At 56.3% G+C, this 16,700-nt stretch carries 17 protein-coding genes; 4 read left to right on the top strand and 13 right to left on the bottom strand.

All coding sequences use genetic code 11. From position 1 onward, the window contains the following. Window positions 1-100: 100 nt before the first annotated feature. The 12 genes from JUE67_RS01710 to JUE67_RS01765 form a co-directional block, all read right to left on the bottom strand. Window positions 101-1,642: a sensor histidine kinase gene (locus JUE67_RS01710; RefSeq protein WP_203628107.1), complete on the bottom strand. Its 1,542-nt coding sequence runs from the start codon at window positions 1,640-1,642 to the stop codon at window positions 101-103. Next, on the bottom strand, window positions 1,642-2,328 hold the full coding sequence (locus tag JUE67_RS01715) for a response regulator transcription factor (RefSeq protein WP_125696021.1): 687 nt from the start codon (window positions 2,326-2,328) through the stop codon (window positions 1,642-1,644). Before JUE67_RS01715 ends, JUE67_RS01710 begins: the two co-directional genes overlap by 1 nt. Before the next feature lie 474 nt (window positions 2,329-2,802). Next, window positions 2,803-4,227, bottom strand: a complete 1,425-nt coding sequence (gene gnd, locus JUE67_RS01720; RefSeq protein ID WP_203628106.1) for an NADP-dependent phosphogluconate dehydrogenase — start codon at window positions 4,225-4,227, stop codon at window positions 2,803-2,805. A 66-nt stretch (window positions 4,228-4,293) separates the two neighbouring features. Beyond that, a complete protein-coding gene (locus JUE67_RS01725; RefSeq protein ID WP_203628105.1) occupies window positions 4,294-4,851 on the bottom strand; it encodes a YceD family protein in 558 nt (185 codons plus the stop codon). Between the two features lie 297 nt (window positions 4,852-5,148). Continuing rightward, complete coding sequence (locus JUE67_RS01730; protein WP_203636940.1) at window positions 5,149-6,288, bottom strand: nucleotidyltransferase; 1,140 nt, start codon at window positions 6,286-6,288, stop codon at window positions 5,149-5,151. A 2-nt stretch (window positions 6,289-6,290) separates the two neighbouring features. After that, on the bottom strand, window positions 6,291-7,034 hold the full coding sequence (locus JUE67_RS01735; RefSeq protein ID WP_203628103.1) for a class I SAM-dependent DNA methyltransferase: 744 nt from the start codon (window positions 7,032-7,034) through the stop codon (window positions 6,291-6,293). After that, window positions 7,031-7,390, bottom strand: a complete 360-nt coding sequence (gene rsfS / locus JUE67_RS01740) for a ribosome silencing factor (RefSeq protein ID WP_203628126.1) — start codon at window positions 7,388-7,390, stop codon at window positions 7,031-7,033. The genes JUE67_RS01735 and rsfS overlap by 4 nt, the downstream gene beginning before the upstream one ends. Next, window positions 7,387-7,995 (bottom strand): bis(5'-nucleosyl)-tetraphosphatase (symmetrical) YqeK, encoded by a 609-nt coding sequence (gene yqeK, locus JUE67_RS01745; RefSeq protein ID WP_203628102.1) that lies wholly within the window; start codon window positions 7,993-7,995, stop codon window positions 7,387-7,389. The genes rsfS and yqeK overlap by 4 nt, the downstream gene beginning before the upstream one ends. Next, complete coding sequence (locus JUE67_RS01750) at window positions 7,988-8,686, bottom strand: nicotinate-nucleotide adenylyltransferase (RefSeq protein WP_203628101.1); 699 nt, start codon at window positions 8,684-8,686, stop codon at window positions 7,988-7,990. The genes yqeK and JUE67_RS01750 overlap by 8 nt, the downstream gene beginning before the upstream one ends. Window positions 8,687-8,691: 5 nt before the next feature. After that, window positions 8,692-9,006, bottom strand: a complete 315-nt coding sequence (locus JUE67_RS01755) for a YhbY family RNA-binding protein (protein WP_203636941.1) — start codon at window positions 9,004-9,006, stop codon at window positions 8,692-8,694. Window positions 9,007-9,017: 11 nt separating this feature from the next. Beyond that, window positions 9,018-10,136 (bottom strand): ribosome biogenesis GTPase YqeH, encoded by a 1,119-nt coding sequence (gene yqeH, locus JUE67_RS01760; protein WP_203628099.1) that lies wholly within the window; start codon window positions 10,134-10,136, stop codon window positions 9,018-9,020. Then, on the bottom strand, window positions 10,126-10,653 hold the full coding sequence (locus tag JUE67_RS01765; RefSeq protein ID WP_203628098.1) for a YqeG family HAD IIIA-type phosphatase: 528 nt from the start codon (window positions 10,651-10,653) through the stop codon (window positions 10,126-10,128). Before JUE67_RS01765 ends, yqeH begins: the two co-directional genes overlap by 11 nt. Before the next feature lie 743 nt (window positions 10,654-11,396). On the opposite strand from JUE67_RS01765, the gene JUE67_RS01770 reads away from it, so the two are divergent. Genes JUE67_RS01770 through JUE67_RS01785 form a run of 4 tightly spaced genes read left to right on the top strand, consistent with a single transcriptional unit; the run spans window position 11,397 to window position 14,765 of the window. After that, window positions 11,397-12,224 carry a VOC family protein gene (locus JUE67_RS01770; RefSeq protein WP_203628097.1) on the top strand — a complete coding sequence of 276 codons (828 nt, stop codon included), beginning with the start codon at window positions 11,397-11,399 and terminating at the stop codon, window positions 12,222-12,224. Continuing rightward, entirely contained in the window at window positions 12,221-13,189 is a 969-nt protein-coding gene (locus tag JUE67_RS01775; RefSeq protein WP_203628096.1) for a ring-cleaving dioxygenase, read from the top strand. The genes JUE67_RS01770 and JUE67_RS01775 overlap by 4 nt, the downstream gene beginning before the upstream one ends. Window positions 13,190-13,200: 11 nt before the next feature. Then, a complete protein-coding gene (locus JUE67_RS01780; RefSeq protein ID WP_203628095.1) occupies window positions 13,201-13,818 on the top strand; it encodes an alpha/beta hydrolase in 618 nt (205 codons plus the stop codon). Between the two features lie 17 nt (window positions 13,819-13,835). After that, window positions 13,836-14,765: an NADP-dependent oxidoreductase gene (locus JUE67_RS01785; protein WP_203628094.1), complete on the top strand. Its 930-nt coding sequence runs from the start codon at window positions 13,836-13,838 to the stop codon at window positions 14,763-14,765. 115 nt (window positions 14,766-14,880) lie between these two features. On the opposite strand, the gene JUE67_RS01790 is transcribed toward JUE67_RS01785, so the two are convergent. Beyond that, window positions 14,881-15,993 (bottom strand): prolipoprotein diacylglyceryl transferase, encoded by a 1,113-nt coding sequence (locus JUE67_RS01790; RefSeq protein WP_203628093.1) that lies wholly within the window; start codon window positions 15,991-15,993, stop codon window positions 14,881-14,883. Between the last annotated feature and the right edge of the window lie 707 nt (window positions 15,994-16,700).

A 16,700-nucleotide genomic window follows, 5' to 3' on the forward strand; every position in this document is an offset into this window, starting at 1 on the left:
AACAGTCTCATAGTTTGCTCGTTTTTGTTAAGGGTGTCAACAATTTTTTCTCGTCCATGCAAAAAACCGCCGAGACGAGGTCAGCGGCTTAGGAAAAAACTTAGTCATGCAATTCTGGTTTGGCCGGCGCGCTGGCCTGCAGCGCAGTGGCTTTCGCCTCGGTGATCGTCGGCAGCGTAATGCGGAAGATCGAGCCATGCCCCAGTGCGGAATCCACTGAGATGTGACCGTGATAGCTTTCGACCAACCGCTGGGCGATGGCCAGGCCCAGGCCATTGCCGCCTGCCTCGCGACTGCGCGCCTTATCGACCCGGTAGAACCGATTGAAGACGCGCTCGCGATCCTTGGGGCTGATGCCTTCGCCAAAATCCTGCACGGCGATCGCGATCGCCCCTTCTTCGGCGCCAGCTGAGACCTGGATCTCTTTGCGGTCCTTGGAATATTTCACCGCATTGTCGAGCAAAATGATCAGGACTTGCTCCAAGTGGTTGCGATACATCCGCACCCAGACCGGCCCATCCAGTTCGTTGTCCAGCAAAAATGTGAATTCAGGGTGGACCATCTTGAAGTCGTTGACGACTTGATCGATGGCCTGGTGAATATCGCAGACCGCATTTGGAAATTGCACATCGACCTGATCCGCCCGCGTCAGATCCAGCATCTCCCGAATCAGGCGCTTCATGCGCGTGATCTCCTGCAGCGAGGCCGCCAGCGATTCATCGAGCACCTGAGGATCGTCCTTGCCCCAGCGGTTGAGCAACTGCAAATGCCCTTCCAGCACCGCAACCGGCGTCCGCAACTCATGCGAGACATCCTGGACGAACTCGCCTTGCTGATCAATGAATTGCTGAATGCGATCCAGCATGCCATTGAATTCGTTCACGAGATCACCGAGCTCATCATTGCGCCGAAGTTCCGGAATCCGCACACTGCTTTGCGGCTCCTCGTTGACGATGTCGATCGTATTCGTGATCAACTTGATTGGCTGCATGAACCGCCGTGTCATGAAAAACGCCAGCGCAAGCGCGATCGCCAAGGCGGCCGCCGCCAACACGGTGATGATGAGATAGACCTGGTGCATGGTGCTGTGAAAGGCATCCATTTGGTCGGTGATCTGAACATAGCCGATCACCTCGCCAGTCCGGCTGGACGTGATCGGCCCGCCACCGATCAACCCGGAAAAGCCATCGCCGCGCTGCTCGTAGATCTTCATCTCGGACGTCCGGTTCAGCGGCTGATCATTTGCCCGGGAGGAAAAGATCACCTCGCCTTGCTTGTTGTAGATCGCCAGACTGATATCCTCACGCGAGATCTTGGTGACCACGGAATCGGAAAAAATCGACGTACTCGGCTGCACGGCCTTGGTGCCACCGACCGCCGGCGCTGTGGTGGCAGACACATCGATGCGCGGGACCACGCTCGCGATGGTCAAATTGCTGGCAACTGGGGATAATCGCTGCTCGACTGCATTGAGCGTGTCCTGCACATTATTTTGTTCCTCTTGAATCAAAATGGCCCGCATGAACGCGACGAGGATGAGCGCCAGCACGATAAAGGTGGTGAACACCCCGGTCGTGACGACTGCGGTCCATTTGACACTGAGCGAAAAGCGACGTGGCCGCTTCTGCGCCTGTTTTTTCATCAGGAACGCATCACGTAGCCGGTTCCCCGCACCGTTTGAATGTAGCTCGGCTCGCCTGGGCGATCGATCTTGTTGCGGATGTAACGGACATACACATCCACGACATTCGTCTCAACATCCGAGTTATAGCCCCAGACCTTGGACAAAAGCACGTCGCGGGCAAGCACAACATTGATGTTTTCCATCAGCGTCAGCAGTAATTCGTATTCGCGCTTGGTCAGTTCGATGATGTCATCGCCGCGCCGAACGACCCGATTTTCCTTTTCGATAGTCAGGTCGCGGTACGTGATAGTCGTCTGCTTGGCGGCATTGTGTTCGCCTTCGATGCTGATGCGGCGAAGCAAGGCACGCAGGCGCGCCAGCAGCTCCTCGATTGCAAACGGCTTCACGATATAATCATCGGCGCCGTGATCCAGTCCGGAGACCCGGTCGATCACGGAATCGCGCGCCGTCATCATGATGATCGGCGTGTTTTTCACCTGACGCACGCGCCGGCAAACTTCCAGCCCGTTGAGCTCAGGTAACATCAGATCGAGCAAAATGGCGTCCCAGTCCTCGGCCAAAGCGGCTTCCAGCCCTGTGCGCCCGTTGAAATGCACGGCGGTCTCGTAACCTTCATGCTTCAATTCGAGTTCGACGAAGCGGGCGAGGTTTTTCTCATCTTCAATAATTAAAATACGACTCATCTGAATACTCCTTATCAAGGTGATTTATCATTTGCCGACTGTGTTCGATTCTCATACCCCGCGGTTCTCACCGCATATTTTCTCATCAAATCGATACTGCGCTTATTGTAGCACAGGGACCAAATTTTGCCTATCACACGTGTCTCACATTCTGAAAAATAAGATGAAATGAGAGATAAAAGAGGCCCTTCACATTGGTCTATCCCAGATATTTACGAAAGTTAAATAAAGATTGGCTCACTTAAATTGGCATAGTCCTCTGCACACGACTCACCGACGCGTAGTTGTCTATGCCCGATCTTCCACCAGTTTTTTGATCAGGGGCGCGTGCAAAGGAGGGACAGTATCGCTTGTCCCCCCTTTTGCACCGCCTAAATCGCAGATCCAGTCGTTTTTTGCAAAAAAAGACGACCCCCGCCGCCCGCATGAATGCTGGGCTGACGGAGGTCGTCGTCAAATTTTTGGCAAAAACTCTTATTGTTCCTCGTACCAGGTGTAGTGATAGGTACCTTCCTTATCGGTGCGCTGATACGTATGTGCACCAAAGTAATCGCGCTGGGCCTGAATCAGGTTCGCGGGAAGCACTTCGCTTCGGTAGGAATCGTAGTAGCTGATCGCCGCTTCAAAGCCTGGGACTGGGACACCGGCTTTGACAGCCAGGCCAACCAGATCACGGACATCTTCCTGATAGTTCTTGGCGATGTCCTTGAAATAGTCATCCAGCAACAGGTTCTTCAGTTCAGGATCCTTGTTGTAAGCATCCGTGATGTTTTGCAGGAACTTCGCGCGGATAATGCAGCCGGCGCGCCAGATGCGAGCGAGCTCGCCGTATTGGAGATTCCAGCTGTATTTTTCAGAAGCGACACGCATCTGCTCGAAGCCTTGCGCATAGCTCATGAGCTTGCTGAAGTAAAGGGCCTTGCGAATGGTCTCAATGGCCTGCTTCTTGTCGGCGATCGTCACATTGCCAACCGGCTTTGGCAGCACTTTGCTGGCGGCCACACGCTCATCCTTCATCGCGGAGATGTAACGGGCGTAGACGGATTCAGTGATCACGCTTTGCGGCACCCCGAGCTCAAGGGCGCTTTGAGAGCTCCACTTGCCGGTGCCTTTGTTGCCCGCAGCATCCAAGATCAGATCCACGATCGGGGTATCGGAGCCCAGGTCGTCTTTGCGGGTCAAGATCTCGGCGGTGATGTCGATCAGATAGGAGCTCAGTTCGCCTTCGCTCCATTCCTTGAAGACGCCGGCGATCTCGTCGACCGACATATGCAACATGTTGCGCATCACGGAATAGCTTTCCGAGATCAACTCCATGTCGCCATATTCGATGCCGTTATGGACCATCTTAACGTAATGGCCTGCGCCGTTGGGGCCGATGTAAGCCACGCATGGGGCACCATCTTCAGGGGCCTTGGCCGCGATCTGCTCCAGAATCGGGGCAACAAGGTCATAGGCCTCTTTTTGGCCACCTGGCATGATGGAAGGACCCTGCAATGCGCCGAGCTCGCCACCTGAAACGCCCATGCCGATGAAGTTGATGCCGGACTTGTCCAGCTCCTGATTGCGGCGAACGGTGTCTTCAAAGAAGGTGTTCCCGCCGTCGATCAAGACGTCGCCCTTGTCCAAAAGTGGCAGGAGTTCTGCGATCACAGCGTCCGTCCCAGCCCCAGCTTTGACCATCATCAAAATGCGGCGCGGCTTTTCCAGTGACGCCACAAAATCCTCGATCGTATAGCTTGGCACCAAATGCTTGTCTGGGTGATCTGCAACGACCGCCTCAGTTTTGCTCCCGGTCCGGTTATAAATTGCAACGGTGTATCCGCGACTTTCGATGTTCAGGGCCAAGTTCTTGCCCATGACCGCCATGCCGATAACGCCGATGGTTGGTTTATCCATGATCAATTGCCTCCTAATTTATAGTCATGTTCATCCTAGCAGAATGAAAGCACTAATGAAAGCTCATCACTTTTTTGATTCGTCGTCATCTTCTGGAAAAAGCTGCTTCAACTTCGCAAATGCCGGGTTCGCCGTTTGCTGTTCGGCTTTGCCGGCCTCATAGTCCGCTTCGCCGACCACAGACCAGTCATCCCCCTCTGGCATCGCCTCACCAGCCGCTTCTGCCGGTGTCAGCACCTGCATCGGAATCGACAATAGCACATGATCCGCGATCGCCGGATGCAGATCCAGCTCGCTACCTTCCAGGTCGATCAACAGCTGGCCGTCATCGTATTTATCTTTATCCGCTGGGTTCAGCAAATAGATCTCGGTAAAGGTGAAATCCAGTGGCCAATCCACCGGCGTCAAACTCCGAGTCGACGGAATGACCAACTTGCCGCCGAGCGTGACGGAGACCAGCAAGTCACCCTTATCATAGGAGATGTAACCATCCACCGTCAGTGACGTCATATCCAAGATCTCGGGGTCGCGGGCCATCAATTCTTTTTTCAAGTCGAGCGTGGTTGTAAAATGCAGTGGCTGATCGCGATATTTGACCAGTTCACTGATAGACCATTTAAGCATGGCGAGCTCCTTTCATGAGTGATGCGAAAAACGCATCGATTTGTATGCTGCGGACCTACGCACCTTCTAATTGGGCTTCGGTCCGCATAGTGGGGATGTCTAACTGTCTCGTGCACTCGATGGCGAAGGGCGCCATCAAGCACCCGAGCCAAGTTAGCCACCCCACTATCCCGCGGACCTACGCACCTTCTAATTGGGCTTCCCCGAGCAGGGTCATGACATCTAGGCCATCAGCCACGCGAGGCGAAAGCGCCTCACGCGTCTGCTGGACCTACCTGCATGACCCTAAACGCTCGGCTACGCACCTTGTTGAATTGGTCTGCGTGCAAAATTCTGCTGCGTCCCTGTCAGCGTTTCGATCAGGCGGTCGCATCGCGCGGTCAGCGCCATTTCGCCGCCTGGAGCCAGCATCGGCAGACTCGGCCGCGAGATGAGCGGCAGGCTGGCCGTTTTTTTCACCTGATGCAGGTAGGCTTGGCCGGCCGGCGTAAAGCCCAGCACGTGAATAAGTCGCGGCGCCGCGGCCACGTCTGTCGCCCGCAAATTGAGCACCACGGCCAGACACAACCGACGCAACCGGGCATACGTGTAACGCTTAGATTTGATGCGCGCCATGAAGGTCGAAAAATCGTCAGCACCGGCGATCTGTTGCGTCAGCCGAAATTCCAATCCCTCGGTCATCCCCAAGATGCCGCGCAACTCATCCAAGCTCGCCGTTTCCAGCCGGTAGCGTAGCCATGGGAAAAAATCATCCCAGGTCAGCTGCCGCGCCGTTTTCAGCCCGTCCGCAGTGGCAGGTGGCACCAGGGCACTGACGTCTTCGCCGGCCGCCAGTTTTGCTCGGATCTGACTGCCACTGGCCAAGTCGCCGTCCACCGCCGTCTCGTCGTGTCCAGCCCCACGCCGCGCAAATGGCACCAACTGCATGGCAGCGCCGAGGGTCTGAATTGCTTGGGCATAACTGATGCCAAGCAAGAGATTCGGACTGGTCAAGCTGACGCCGACCGTTTTTTCATAAAACGCGTTGACCTGCGTCGCATACGTCTTGGTATGATCGGCAAAATCAGGAGGCGCCGCCTGCAAGTCAGCTAGCTTCGCCGCGACCGCCGCATGATCCAGCACCGCGTTTTCCGTGCCGAATGCCAAGGATGAGACGCCCAATGCGGCAAGCAGCTGGACCCCGCCCATCGCAAACTGCGGGGCGGCCTGGACCGCTTGCGCCGGTGGCAATTCGATCACCAGGTCCGCGCCACTGGCCAACGCCATTTGCGTGCGCGTCCATTTATCGACCAGCGCGGGTTCGCCGCGTTGAACGTAATTGCCCGCCATCGCGACCACCACGCAATCGGCACCGCTTCGCTTGCGGGCCTGCGCCAGCGCGTACACATGGCCGCGATGCAGCGGATTGAACTCCGCGATCATCCCGACAGCCTGCATGCCTACTCCTTTCTCGCGTGGAAAAACCAGCGGGTGCTGGCAGGCGTGATCGTTGCCTTGCCAAAGTCAGCGGTGGCCGACACCAGCTTGAAGCCGGCCTGCGCCAACGTCTTTTCAAAATCCGCCTGCGGATAGGTCCGCTCCTTGTGCGTTTCGGCCAACGGATGGTAGGCGTCGATCGCCTCGTCATAAAGGAAGAAGGTCAGATCGTGCTCGATGCTGTGCGGGACCTCGCCTTCATAGCTGGTCCACAAAAATGCCTGCGTCTCCGTCTGGTCGTTGTACATGAAGCCGGGAAAAATATCATCCATTTGATGTAGCGAATGCGCATCAAAAAAGAAGTCGCCCCCCGCCGGCAACAGCTTGGCGACTTGCTGGAAGACTTGCGCGACGCTGGCCAGATCTGGCATGTAGCACAGCGAGTCGTCAAAACAGGTCACCACATCAAATGGGGCCAGCCCGATCGCATCCAGTGCCAACATGTCGCCTTGCACCAGTGGTACGTCCACGCCAGCCGCCTCGATCTTTGGCTCAGCCAGCGCCAGCATGTCACCCGACAGATCAAGATCCGTCACGGCAAACCCCGCTTGTGCCAACAGCACCGCCAAACTGCCGGAGCCGCCAGCCAATTCCAGCAAGCGCTGGCCGCGCGGCGCCACCCGGGCGGTCACGTAATCGCACCAGCGGCTGTACAAGCTGTCATCCATCAAGCGGTCATAGACTTCGGCAAACGTCGTGTAGATCATGCTTCCTGGACCCAGGCCGACACATCCACCAGCGGCGCGTCGGACCACAGTTTTTCAAGATTGTAAAACGCGCGTTCCTCTGGCAAAAAGACATGGACCACGATATCCGTGTAGTCCATCAACAGCCATTTGGAATCCTTGGTTCCTTCGATGCGCGGAATCGGGCCACCAGCGGCCTTCACTTTTTCATCGATCGCATCCACGATCGCATCGATCTGCCGCTGGGAGCCGGCGCTCATGATCACAAAGTAATCGGCGAGCAGGGAGACCTTGGTCATATCCAGGGTCACAATATCGTCAGCGCGTTTGTCATCAGCGGCCAGGACGATCGTTTCGAGTAACTTTTCTGCGTTCAGTTTGACTCACTCCTTTGAAGTAGTGCGTTATAAGTGTCAAGTGTCTTGGGGAAGATCAGTTTGCGTGCGCCGACCAGATACGTCAAGGTCGACGACAGCTCGATCAAGGTCGCCTCGGTCAAGTCCGTCTTGGCGGCTTTGCGCGCCTGTTTTTCACTGTCCAGCGTGCGCGCCGGCTCGATGAAATCCGCAAGAAAAATGATCTCATCAAGCGGCGTCATTTCAGGGTCGCCAGTCGTGTGGCGGGCGATCGCCTGGAGCACCCGTTTGTCGGTGATACCGACTTCGCGTTCAATGTAGGCAATGCCGACCACCCCATGCCAGACCCCGCGGCCATACACCAACAACGCGGGATCATAAGGCCCTGTTTTGATCAGCTGGCGATAGTCCGCGACTGGAATCTGTTTGGCATAGTCATGGAGCAGCCCGGCCAATCCGGCGCGGTCGACGTCTTCATGATACCGTCGCGCCAATTCCCGGGCCGTTTTTTCGACCCGCAGGCAATGTTGAAAACGCACCTCGTCCAGCCGTTTTTGCAATAGCCGGACGATCTCGTCGCGTGTTTTGCCATTGGTCAAGGTGCTTGGATAAACGATCTCATCCACGATAAAGCCCCTTTTCTTCGATGTAGTGCCGCACGCCATCCGGCACCAGGTAGCGAATGCTGAGGCCGCATGCCAGACGCTGCCGGATCTGCGTGGACGAGATATCCACCAGAGGCGCATCCACCCAGACGATCGGGTACGGGCTTTGCGGCGCGTATCCGCGGCGCTTGACGCCGACAAACGTGACCAGCTTCGCCAGTTCATCGATCGCGTGCCATTTCGGCAGATACGCGACCATGTCCGCACCAATGATGAAGTAATAATCGATGTCCGGATGCAAGTGCGTCAGCGCCCGCATCGTATCGACCGTGTACGACACCCCGCCGCGCCGAATCTCAGCGAGCTCCAGGCCAAAGAGCGGGTTATCCTTGATGGCGGATTCCACCATGGCCACGCGGTCGCGGGCGGCGATCGCCTCTTTTTTGTCGACATGCGGCGGCTGGTTATCCGGCAAAAACAGGACCTGCGAAAGCCCCAGCTGGGTGCCAGCGGCCTCGGCCATGATCAAATGCCCGATGTGAATCGGATTGAATGTCCCGCCGAAAATGCCGACTTGACGGCGCTTGCCAGCAAGTGGTTGCGCCGTGACTTCTTCCTCGATCACCGCATGGACCGCGGGGCGGGTCAGCGGCTGAACCGTGGTCCGAGCCGCCGCCGCGTCATGCGTGTCTTGAGCCTTCCTTGTCGCCATGGGGCTCACCCGCGCTTGGCGACTTCAAGGGACAATTTGCGGTGTTTTTCGTGCTCAGCCGGCCGGAAGACGACGAGCGTGCGCCCGATGATCTGCGCCACCTCAAGCCCCGGCAATGCCTCAGCCAAAAAGTCGGCCACCATCGCCGGCGTTTCCTCGGCACTTGGCAAAAGCGCGATCTTCACCATTTCCCGAGGTTCAAGCACATCCGCCACCCCCTGGGCAAATTGCGTGGTCAACCCATTTTTGCCGACATTGATCAGCGGCTTTTGGGTCATTGCCAAACTGCGTAAATACCGTTTCTGCTTTCCAGTTAACATAGAGACTCCTTTCAGATCAAGGCGCGGCGCAACAAGACGTCGACACCTTCTGGGGCATAACCCGCAACGGTGACACCGGCCGGCACCACGATCCAGCCGAGCCCGGCAAACACCAGGTCGGATTTTTCCTTAGGCGTGAATTCGAATCGGGCCAGCTTGGGAAAATCAGCAAGATCTTCCGGCCGCGGCGGTGTCAGCAGGTCGCCGCGGTGTTTTTCATAAAAGACATCCGCATTGGCCAGCTTGGTGCGGTGCAACAGCAGTTGATTGTCCGCATAGATCGTGAAGCCACTGCGGCGTCCACGGATGAAATCAAACCGCGCAAGCCCCGCCAAGAAGATCGTCTGACCCGCTTCAAGCTGATAGACTTTCGGCTTGATCGTCTTGGTCGGCGTCACCAACCGCAGATCTTTGGCGCCCAGGTAATGCGCCATTTGGTGGCGGTGAATGATGCCCGGCGTGTCGATGAGAAAATGGCCATCGTCCAGCGGAATCTGGATCCGATCCAAAGTCGTCCCAGGAAAACGCGACGTCGTGATCAGATCCTCGACCCCTGTCAGTTCCTTAATAATGCGATTGATCAGCGTCGATTTCCCGGTATTGGTGACACCCACCACATACACGTCGCGGCCGGCGCGCAGGTCTTCGATCGTTTCCAGCAAGTCATCGACCGCATCGCCGCGTTTGGCAGAGGTCAAAATGGTTTTCACCGGCCGCAGCCCTTGCGCATGGGCGGCCTGCGTCAGCCAGTTCGTCAGTTTGTTGTGATTGAGGTCGCGCGGCAGGACATCCGCCTTGTTGCCGACCAGCACCACCGGGTTATCGCCGACAAAGCGGTGGAGACCAGGAATCACCGAGCCGTTGAAGTCAAAAATATCGACCACGTTGACGATCAACGCATTGCTTTCACCGATCGTGTTGAGCAGGCGCAAAAAATCATCGTCGGTCAACTGAACATCGGCGACCTCGTTGTAATGGCGTAGGCGGAAGCAGCGCTGGCAATAAAGCTCCTCACCGTCTTCTGCTTTCGCCAGGGACGCAGCCGGCAGATACCCAGCCTTGGCCGGATCTGTGGTCTGCAGCTGCGCACCGCAGCCAATACAAAAAAGTGCCGTTTCGTTATTTTCCATTCAGATCCTCCGAATAATGCAGGTGTTTTTTCCCGCCGAGCGTCATGAAGACGAATTTTTCCAAAAAGCGGTTGATGCTGGTGTTCCAGGCGTCGCTTTCGATCAGCGGCTGGACCAAAATGGTGCGCACCCCGGCAAGATTGCCGGCCGCCACATCCGTCAGCAGTTGGTCGCCCACCATCACGCATTCCTGTTTGGCAAGGCCAAGATAATTGACGGCTTTGTTGATTCCGATCGGCAATGGCTTCATCGCCCGCGCGACAAATGGCAAGTCCAATTTTTCCAGGGCCCGGCCGACGCGCTTGGCGTTGTTGTTCGACACGACCATCACGGTGATGTCGGCGTCGTGCATGGCGGCGAGCCAGTCGCGCAGTTCTGCGGAGCCGTCGGGGTTGTTCCACACCAGCAAGGTGTTATCTAGGTCGCAAAAAACCGCGCGGATGCCTTGCTCTTTCAAGCGCGCGGCGGTCAAGCCGTAGACAGCCTGGACCAGCCAGGTAGGTTTGAAAAGTGACACGTTGTTCCTCCTCATGACAAAAGGTCATATCAGCTCATTATACTACGCGCGCAATGTCTTGCCCAACCGGAAACGGATTCAGGCGCACTGGTGAGTTCAAGCATATAAGTTGCGGGTTGGGCTTAGCGCCCGGGTGGGCTCCGACCAGAAACTGGCTGGAACGCTCCCAAGTGACTTTGAGCCCGCCAAGTACGCGGTCTCAAAGCTCACTTTCGGCGTAAGCGGCACAGCCGCTAACGCCGACGAGGGGGCTGAGCCGTTTCTGGCCGGAGCCCACCCTCATATCGTGGTTCCATTGTTTCTTTGAATCAGGCCAAAGAGTGTACTTTCATTTTCGATTCTGCAAAACTATTTCCGCTCAGGATGAAATCGGTTTGTCCCGTTTAAAAGAACTCATCAACAATGATCGTACACTTGCCTCTGCTCTGTCTTGTCCTGCCTTTATCGGCCAAAGCAGCAATCTTTTTGCCAAATTGTTGCGTTCAGATATCGTCCAATCCCTTGTCCCCCAACACTTTTCGCTCACAGCCCCGCCGCGCGCTGACTTTTTTTCTTCTATTATATTAGCGTGATCGACGCACGCAGCCATCCGCCGGCGGTCCCAGTTGTGACTGCCCGCGACAACAGCCGTGCCATCCCCCCGAGTGCTTTTGTTTCCTCTTTTGGGCGGCCCCCTATACAATAAAGGTAGGTTGCTTTTTATGACATGCTTGATATACTTACTATAAATAAGTTAGGAGGCGATGGCGATGTTGCATCATGTTTCTTTGCTCACTGGGTCGGCCGCGGCCACGCGTGCTTATTACGAGGACCGGTTGGGGCTGCGGTTGGTGAAAAATACGGTCAATCAGGAAGATCTGAAGATGCGCCATTTATTTTTCGGCGACCGCTTCGGCACACCGGGAACGGTGATCTCGTTTTTTGTCATCGATCATCTTGGGCCGCGGTATGATGATGGCGATTTTCTGACCGGTGTGACGTTGGGCATTCCAGATGGCTCCGCCGCCTACTGGACCGCGCGGCTCGGTGGGCTGACGGTCACGGATCCAAATGATGTTGCGATCACGTTGGTTGAAAATGGGCCGGCGTTGCCCGCGGCGCGGCAGGTCGCAGGGTCTGTGCCCGGCGATCATCAGATCACCGGGCTGGTCGACACCACACTTGAGACCACATCGACCGCCGAGGCGCAGCGGTTTTCCTCGACGATGCTGGCGGATGATCCGGGGCTGATCTTGCGGCCCGGCCACGCCGGCACCCATCGCTTCGGTCGCGGCAGCATGGATCATGTCGCATTTGTCGCACCTGATAAGGCGGCGCTTGACGACTTGGCCGCCCGCGCCGCCGCCAACCAGTTTGTCATTGAAAAATTTGCGGATCGCGGCTGGTTCACAAGTTTGTATGTGCTCACGCCGGGCGGGGTACGCATCGAGTTTGCCACGCCAGGCCCCGGCTTTACGCTGGATGACCCGGTCGAGACGCTGGGCCAAGGGCTTGGCCTGCCACCATTTTTAGAGGCAAAACGACCAGTGATCACTGCCTATTTTCACGATAAAGGAGTCGATTTCTCATGATCAAACATCCCCTACTTGGCATGAACCACGTGACCGCGATGGCCAGCTCGCCGCAAACCATTTTTGACTTGATGAGCAAAACACTCGGCCTGCATCTGATCAAAAAGACCGTCAACCAGGATGCCATCGACACGTATCATCTGTATTTCACGGACGACACTGGGACGGCTGGCACCGACATGACCTTTTTCACTTTTCCCAATCAGCTGCCGGGTATTCGCGGGACGAATATGATCTCGCGTGTTAGCTTCCGCGTGCCCAACGACGCGGCGCTCGATTTTTGGGAAGACCGGTTGAATGACCGCGGCATCGAGCATGATCCGGCTGAGAGCCAATTCGGCAGCCGCCATCTGAATTTCCGCGATGAAGACGGTCAGGAATATCAGCTCCTTTCTGATGAAAATAATCAAGGCGTGGCAGGCGGCACCCCATGGCGGCATAGCGATGTCCCAGCCGACATGGCGATCGTGGGCCTGGGTCCGGTCACCGTGACCGTCGCCGACCAGGAACATATGCATTTCGTCGTGACCGATCTGATGGGTTATCGACAGCTGGCCGCAGATGGCAACTTTACCTTGTACGAGACAGGCGAAGGTGGCCACGGCGCGCAGCTGATCGTCGAACATCGCGATGACCTCCCCCTGGCCGTGGAAGGCTTTGGCCAGATTCATCATGCGGCCTTCAACACCGAGGACCGTGAGACCCTGCAATTTTGGATCGACCGCATTTCCGATTATCGCTTGCCGCAATCCGGATTTGTGGAGCGCTACTACTTCCAGTCCGAATACTTCCGGGCGGCGCCGCAGATCCTGTTTGAGATCGCCACCGCGGGCCCCGGCTTCTTACAAGACGAAACATATGATGAAGCCGGGATTCACCTGGAGCTGCCACCATTTTTGGAAGCGCAGCGGGCCAGCATCGAAGCCGGCCTCACCCCCATCGACACCAGCTGGCGCGGCCGCTGAGAAAGGAACGTATGGCTGAGATCAAATTTGTTTCCGGCTCGCCGTTGCGCGCGCCACTCATCGTTCTTCACGGCACCGGCGGCTCGGTGGATGACCTGATTCCCATCGGCCGGTTTCTTGCGCCTGGTAGCCCCATCATCAGCATCGGCGCGCCCCTGATCGAGGATGGCCAGAGCCGCTATTTTCGCCATTTGCCAAAGGGCGGCTTTGACCTCGCCGACCTGGCCATTCAAACGGATTGGCTGCTGGATGAAATGAGTGCCGCTGCCGCGGAAAATCGGGTGCCACTTGCGGCCGCGATCGTGATCGGCTATTCAAACGGCGCCAACGTGGCGGTTCGGGCGCTGATGACGCGGACCGTGCCATATCGCACCGCCGTCCTTTTCCACCCGATGAGCTTGGGGGCGATCACAAGTTTTGCCAGGCCCGCCGACGCCGAAGTCTGGGTCTCTCATGGCAGCCGCGATGCGATCGTTTCGGCCGCCAATTTCACCGCGCTGACGGACGACCTCACCCAGGCCGGCGTTCGGACAACGATTTTTACCCATGACCAGGACCACAATCTCAACGAAGACGAGTTGAAAAGTGCGCGCACCTGGCTTCAAGAATCCGGGCGCCTACATCTTTAAAAGAAGGAAGCGATACAATGAAACGCTATGGATTTTCAACCTTTGGCGCGCCATCAGTCTTCGAGGCGATCGATGCCAAGGCGCTTCCGCCAAAAGCGGGAGTGGTGCAGATCACGGTCCAAGGGGTCGGTCTCAATCCGTATGATGGCGCGTTGCGGCGCGGTGAACAAGCCAAAATGCGGCCGCTCACTTTTCCTATCGTGCCGGGAACGGATGTCGTCGGCACGGTCACTGCACTCGGCGAAGGCGTCACCGAATTTTCGCTTGGCGACACGGTGATCAACTACCGGCCGATCGGTGGGTACAGTGAAGTCTTGAACGCCTCGGCTTCCAAGGTCGCCAAAATGCCAGACGCGATGCCGCTCGCCCAGGCTGCCGGATTGCCGCAAGCTGGCGTGGCGGCGCTTGCGGCGTTGAAGCAGGTCAACCTGCGCCCCGGCGCGACCCTTGCGATTCAAGGCGCGACGGGTGGCGTCGGCAGCTTGTTGGTCCAACTCGCGCGAAACGCTGGCCTACATGTGATCGCGATCGCCAGCCGACCGAACCTCCCCTTGTTAACAAAATGGGGCGCCGACTTAGCATTGGCGACTGATGACTTGGGCAAGATCGCCGATGTTTTTGGCACCGCCGACGCCGTGATCAATGCGACCGGTGGCGGCCATGAGCTGGCCACCAGCATCGAATTGGTCAAGCCGGATGGAAAATTGCTTACAACAGCCTGGGTCGACGTCGATCTCAGCACGCGTCCACATGTGACCCGCCTGCAGCTAGGCACGATCAAAGTCGACAACGGGGAATTACTCCATGAGCTGGTCGATGCCGTGGCGGCCGGCGCGTTGGTCGTCCCGCTGGCGGATGTTCTGCCGTTTGACCTCGACGGCGTGATCCGCGGCCACGAATTGCTGGAGACCCGGCATGCTCCAGGGAAAATTGTGCTAGTGAAGTAGTTGACACGAAAAAAGGCAGGATCTGCGCAACTTCGCGGTTGCGCAGGATCCTGTCTTTTTAGTTTGGCCAATTTTGGACACCAAGGCCGTTGAAGCACCGACTGCATGAGGCGATCTAATCTTTGGCTGGCCGCTGCGTTTCTTGATCAAAATTATTGCGCACGACCCGCACCGGTTTCGCCGCCGGATCAAGGACCAGCACCAGATCATGATAACTGCCATCGCTGCTCGGCCAGATCAAATCACGATGCTCTTCGGTGAGGCCCAAGAACGTCACGTCTGGTTCGGCTTTTGCCAGCAAATTTTCCAGTCGTCCTTCAGTGGTGGTCATCGAGTCCCCACTGTCATCGCTGCCATCATTGATCATCGCGACGATCTCGTGCCAATCCACACGCGCCGACTCCGGCCACTTTTTCATCCGTTGAGGCAGAAGTGGCCCGCCGTTTGTTAACTGGTAAACGAGCCGGTACGGTTTGACCGGCATACTATGCGTGATCGTGATCAAAGTCGGGTTTTCGCGCATCCTACTGGCATATTTACGGATCGCATTTTTCACATAATACCAACGGGCGGCGGCCAGAATCACCGCTATCATCACTGCGTAAAAGCCCAAGCACAAGAAGTCCACGTCAAATGGGTACCGAACGAGTAATGTGAATTCCAGCTTAAAATATCGCCAGTCAAAGCCAGTGCTAGAGGTCATATGGTACGCAAACCAGACCAAAAAGCCAAACCAGACCACGCTGACGCGGCCATACCAGGCGAGCATCCGGTCGAGGGTCGTGCTGACTGAATACGACTTGCCCAAGACACGGTCATCGCTCAGCGTTTCGCGAATACGCGCGAGATATGGCAGGGCCGTCAGATCTTCGGTTGTGTCAGCCTCTTCTTGTGTCGTCGGCGCCGTCGCTGTTTCGGAGACGGCGACTTGGCCGACGTCGGGAATCGAAGTACTGTTTGAGTCGGTCGGATCGTTACCTTCCCTTTCAGTTGGCACTGCGGCGATGTTGGTTGTTTCCTCTGCCTCGGATTCAGCTGAAAATGCCCCGGCTACGGATTCAGCACCAGAGTTTTCATCATTGGCTGGAGCGTTCGTTTGCACTCGATCATCGGAGGCCAACTGGCTCGCCGACTCACCTGTCAGTGTATTGTCATCGTTGTCGGTCAGTTCATCACTATTATTGTGCAGATCTGTTTGGTCATCTTGTGTGGGTCTACCAATTGTCATCATGGCGCCTCGCTTTTTCCAGAATGGTAAAAGCATAACACGCGTGGCTCGGCAGATCTCGTCAAGGACGACAAAATACAGTTTGATAAATGACACGTCTGGCGGTTGTGATGCTGTCACATTATTTAGCACGCGCCCCGACAATTATGTGATGGCGTCACACTGATGTTGTCTGAATTCCGCAATGTCCGCAGTGGCACTGACTCTATGTCCCAAAAAGAGATCTACAAGTATGGCGACATTTGCTTGGGCGCAACCCACTCACGCGCATTCTACGACATTTTCATCACCAATTCATCGACTTCGATGCGAACGCGACCTTCTAGCGCGAATCTCAGGGTCTTAATTAGCAGTCGAAAACAGCGGTATATCAGCGTTTTCCCCAAAGCTCTCTGGACAAGTCCCATGCAGAGATAATCCACGTTGTACGAAATACCGTCAACTCAACGCTTTGACAGTCGAGGCTTGATCTGTGATCGAAGCAGTTTAGCCCACTGAATAGACGACCAGTTCCTCTTGGAATGTCGAGATTTTCCCTGGGAAAAGCAGAATGGCAGTCTCCGAGAGTGCAAGCTCTCATCATGATCGGTTTGTCCGGTCTCCGAGTTCACTGCGAACGGACCCATTCACTGAGAACAACTTAATGACAATTGATAGTGTCAGGCGATACCAGTCAGAGATGTTGGTTCTCTACTAGATATGCAAAG

This window comes from Lacticaseibacillus mingshuiensis (assembly GCF_016861785.1).
Taxonomy (GTDB): domain Bacteria; phylum Bacillota; class Bacilli; order Lactobacillales; family Lactobacillaceae; genus Lacticaseibacillus; species Lacticaseibacillus mingshuiensis.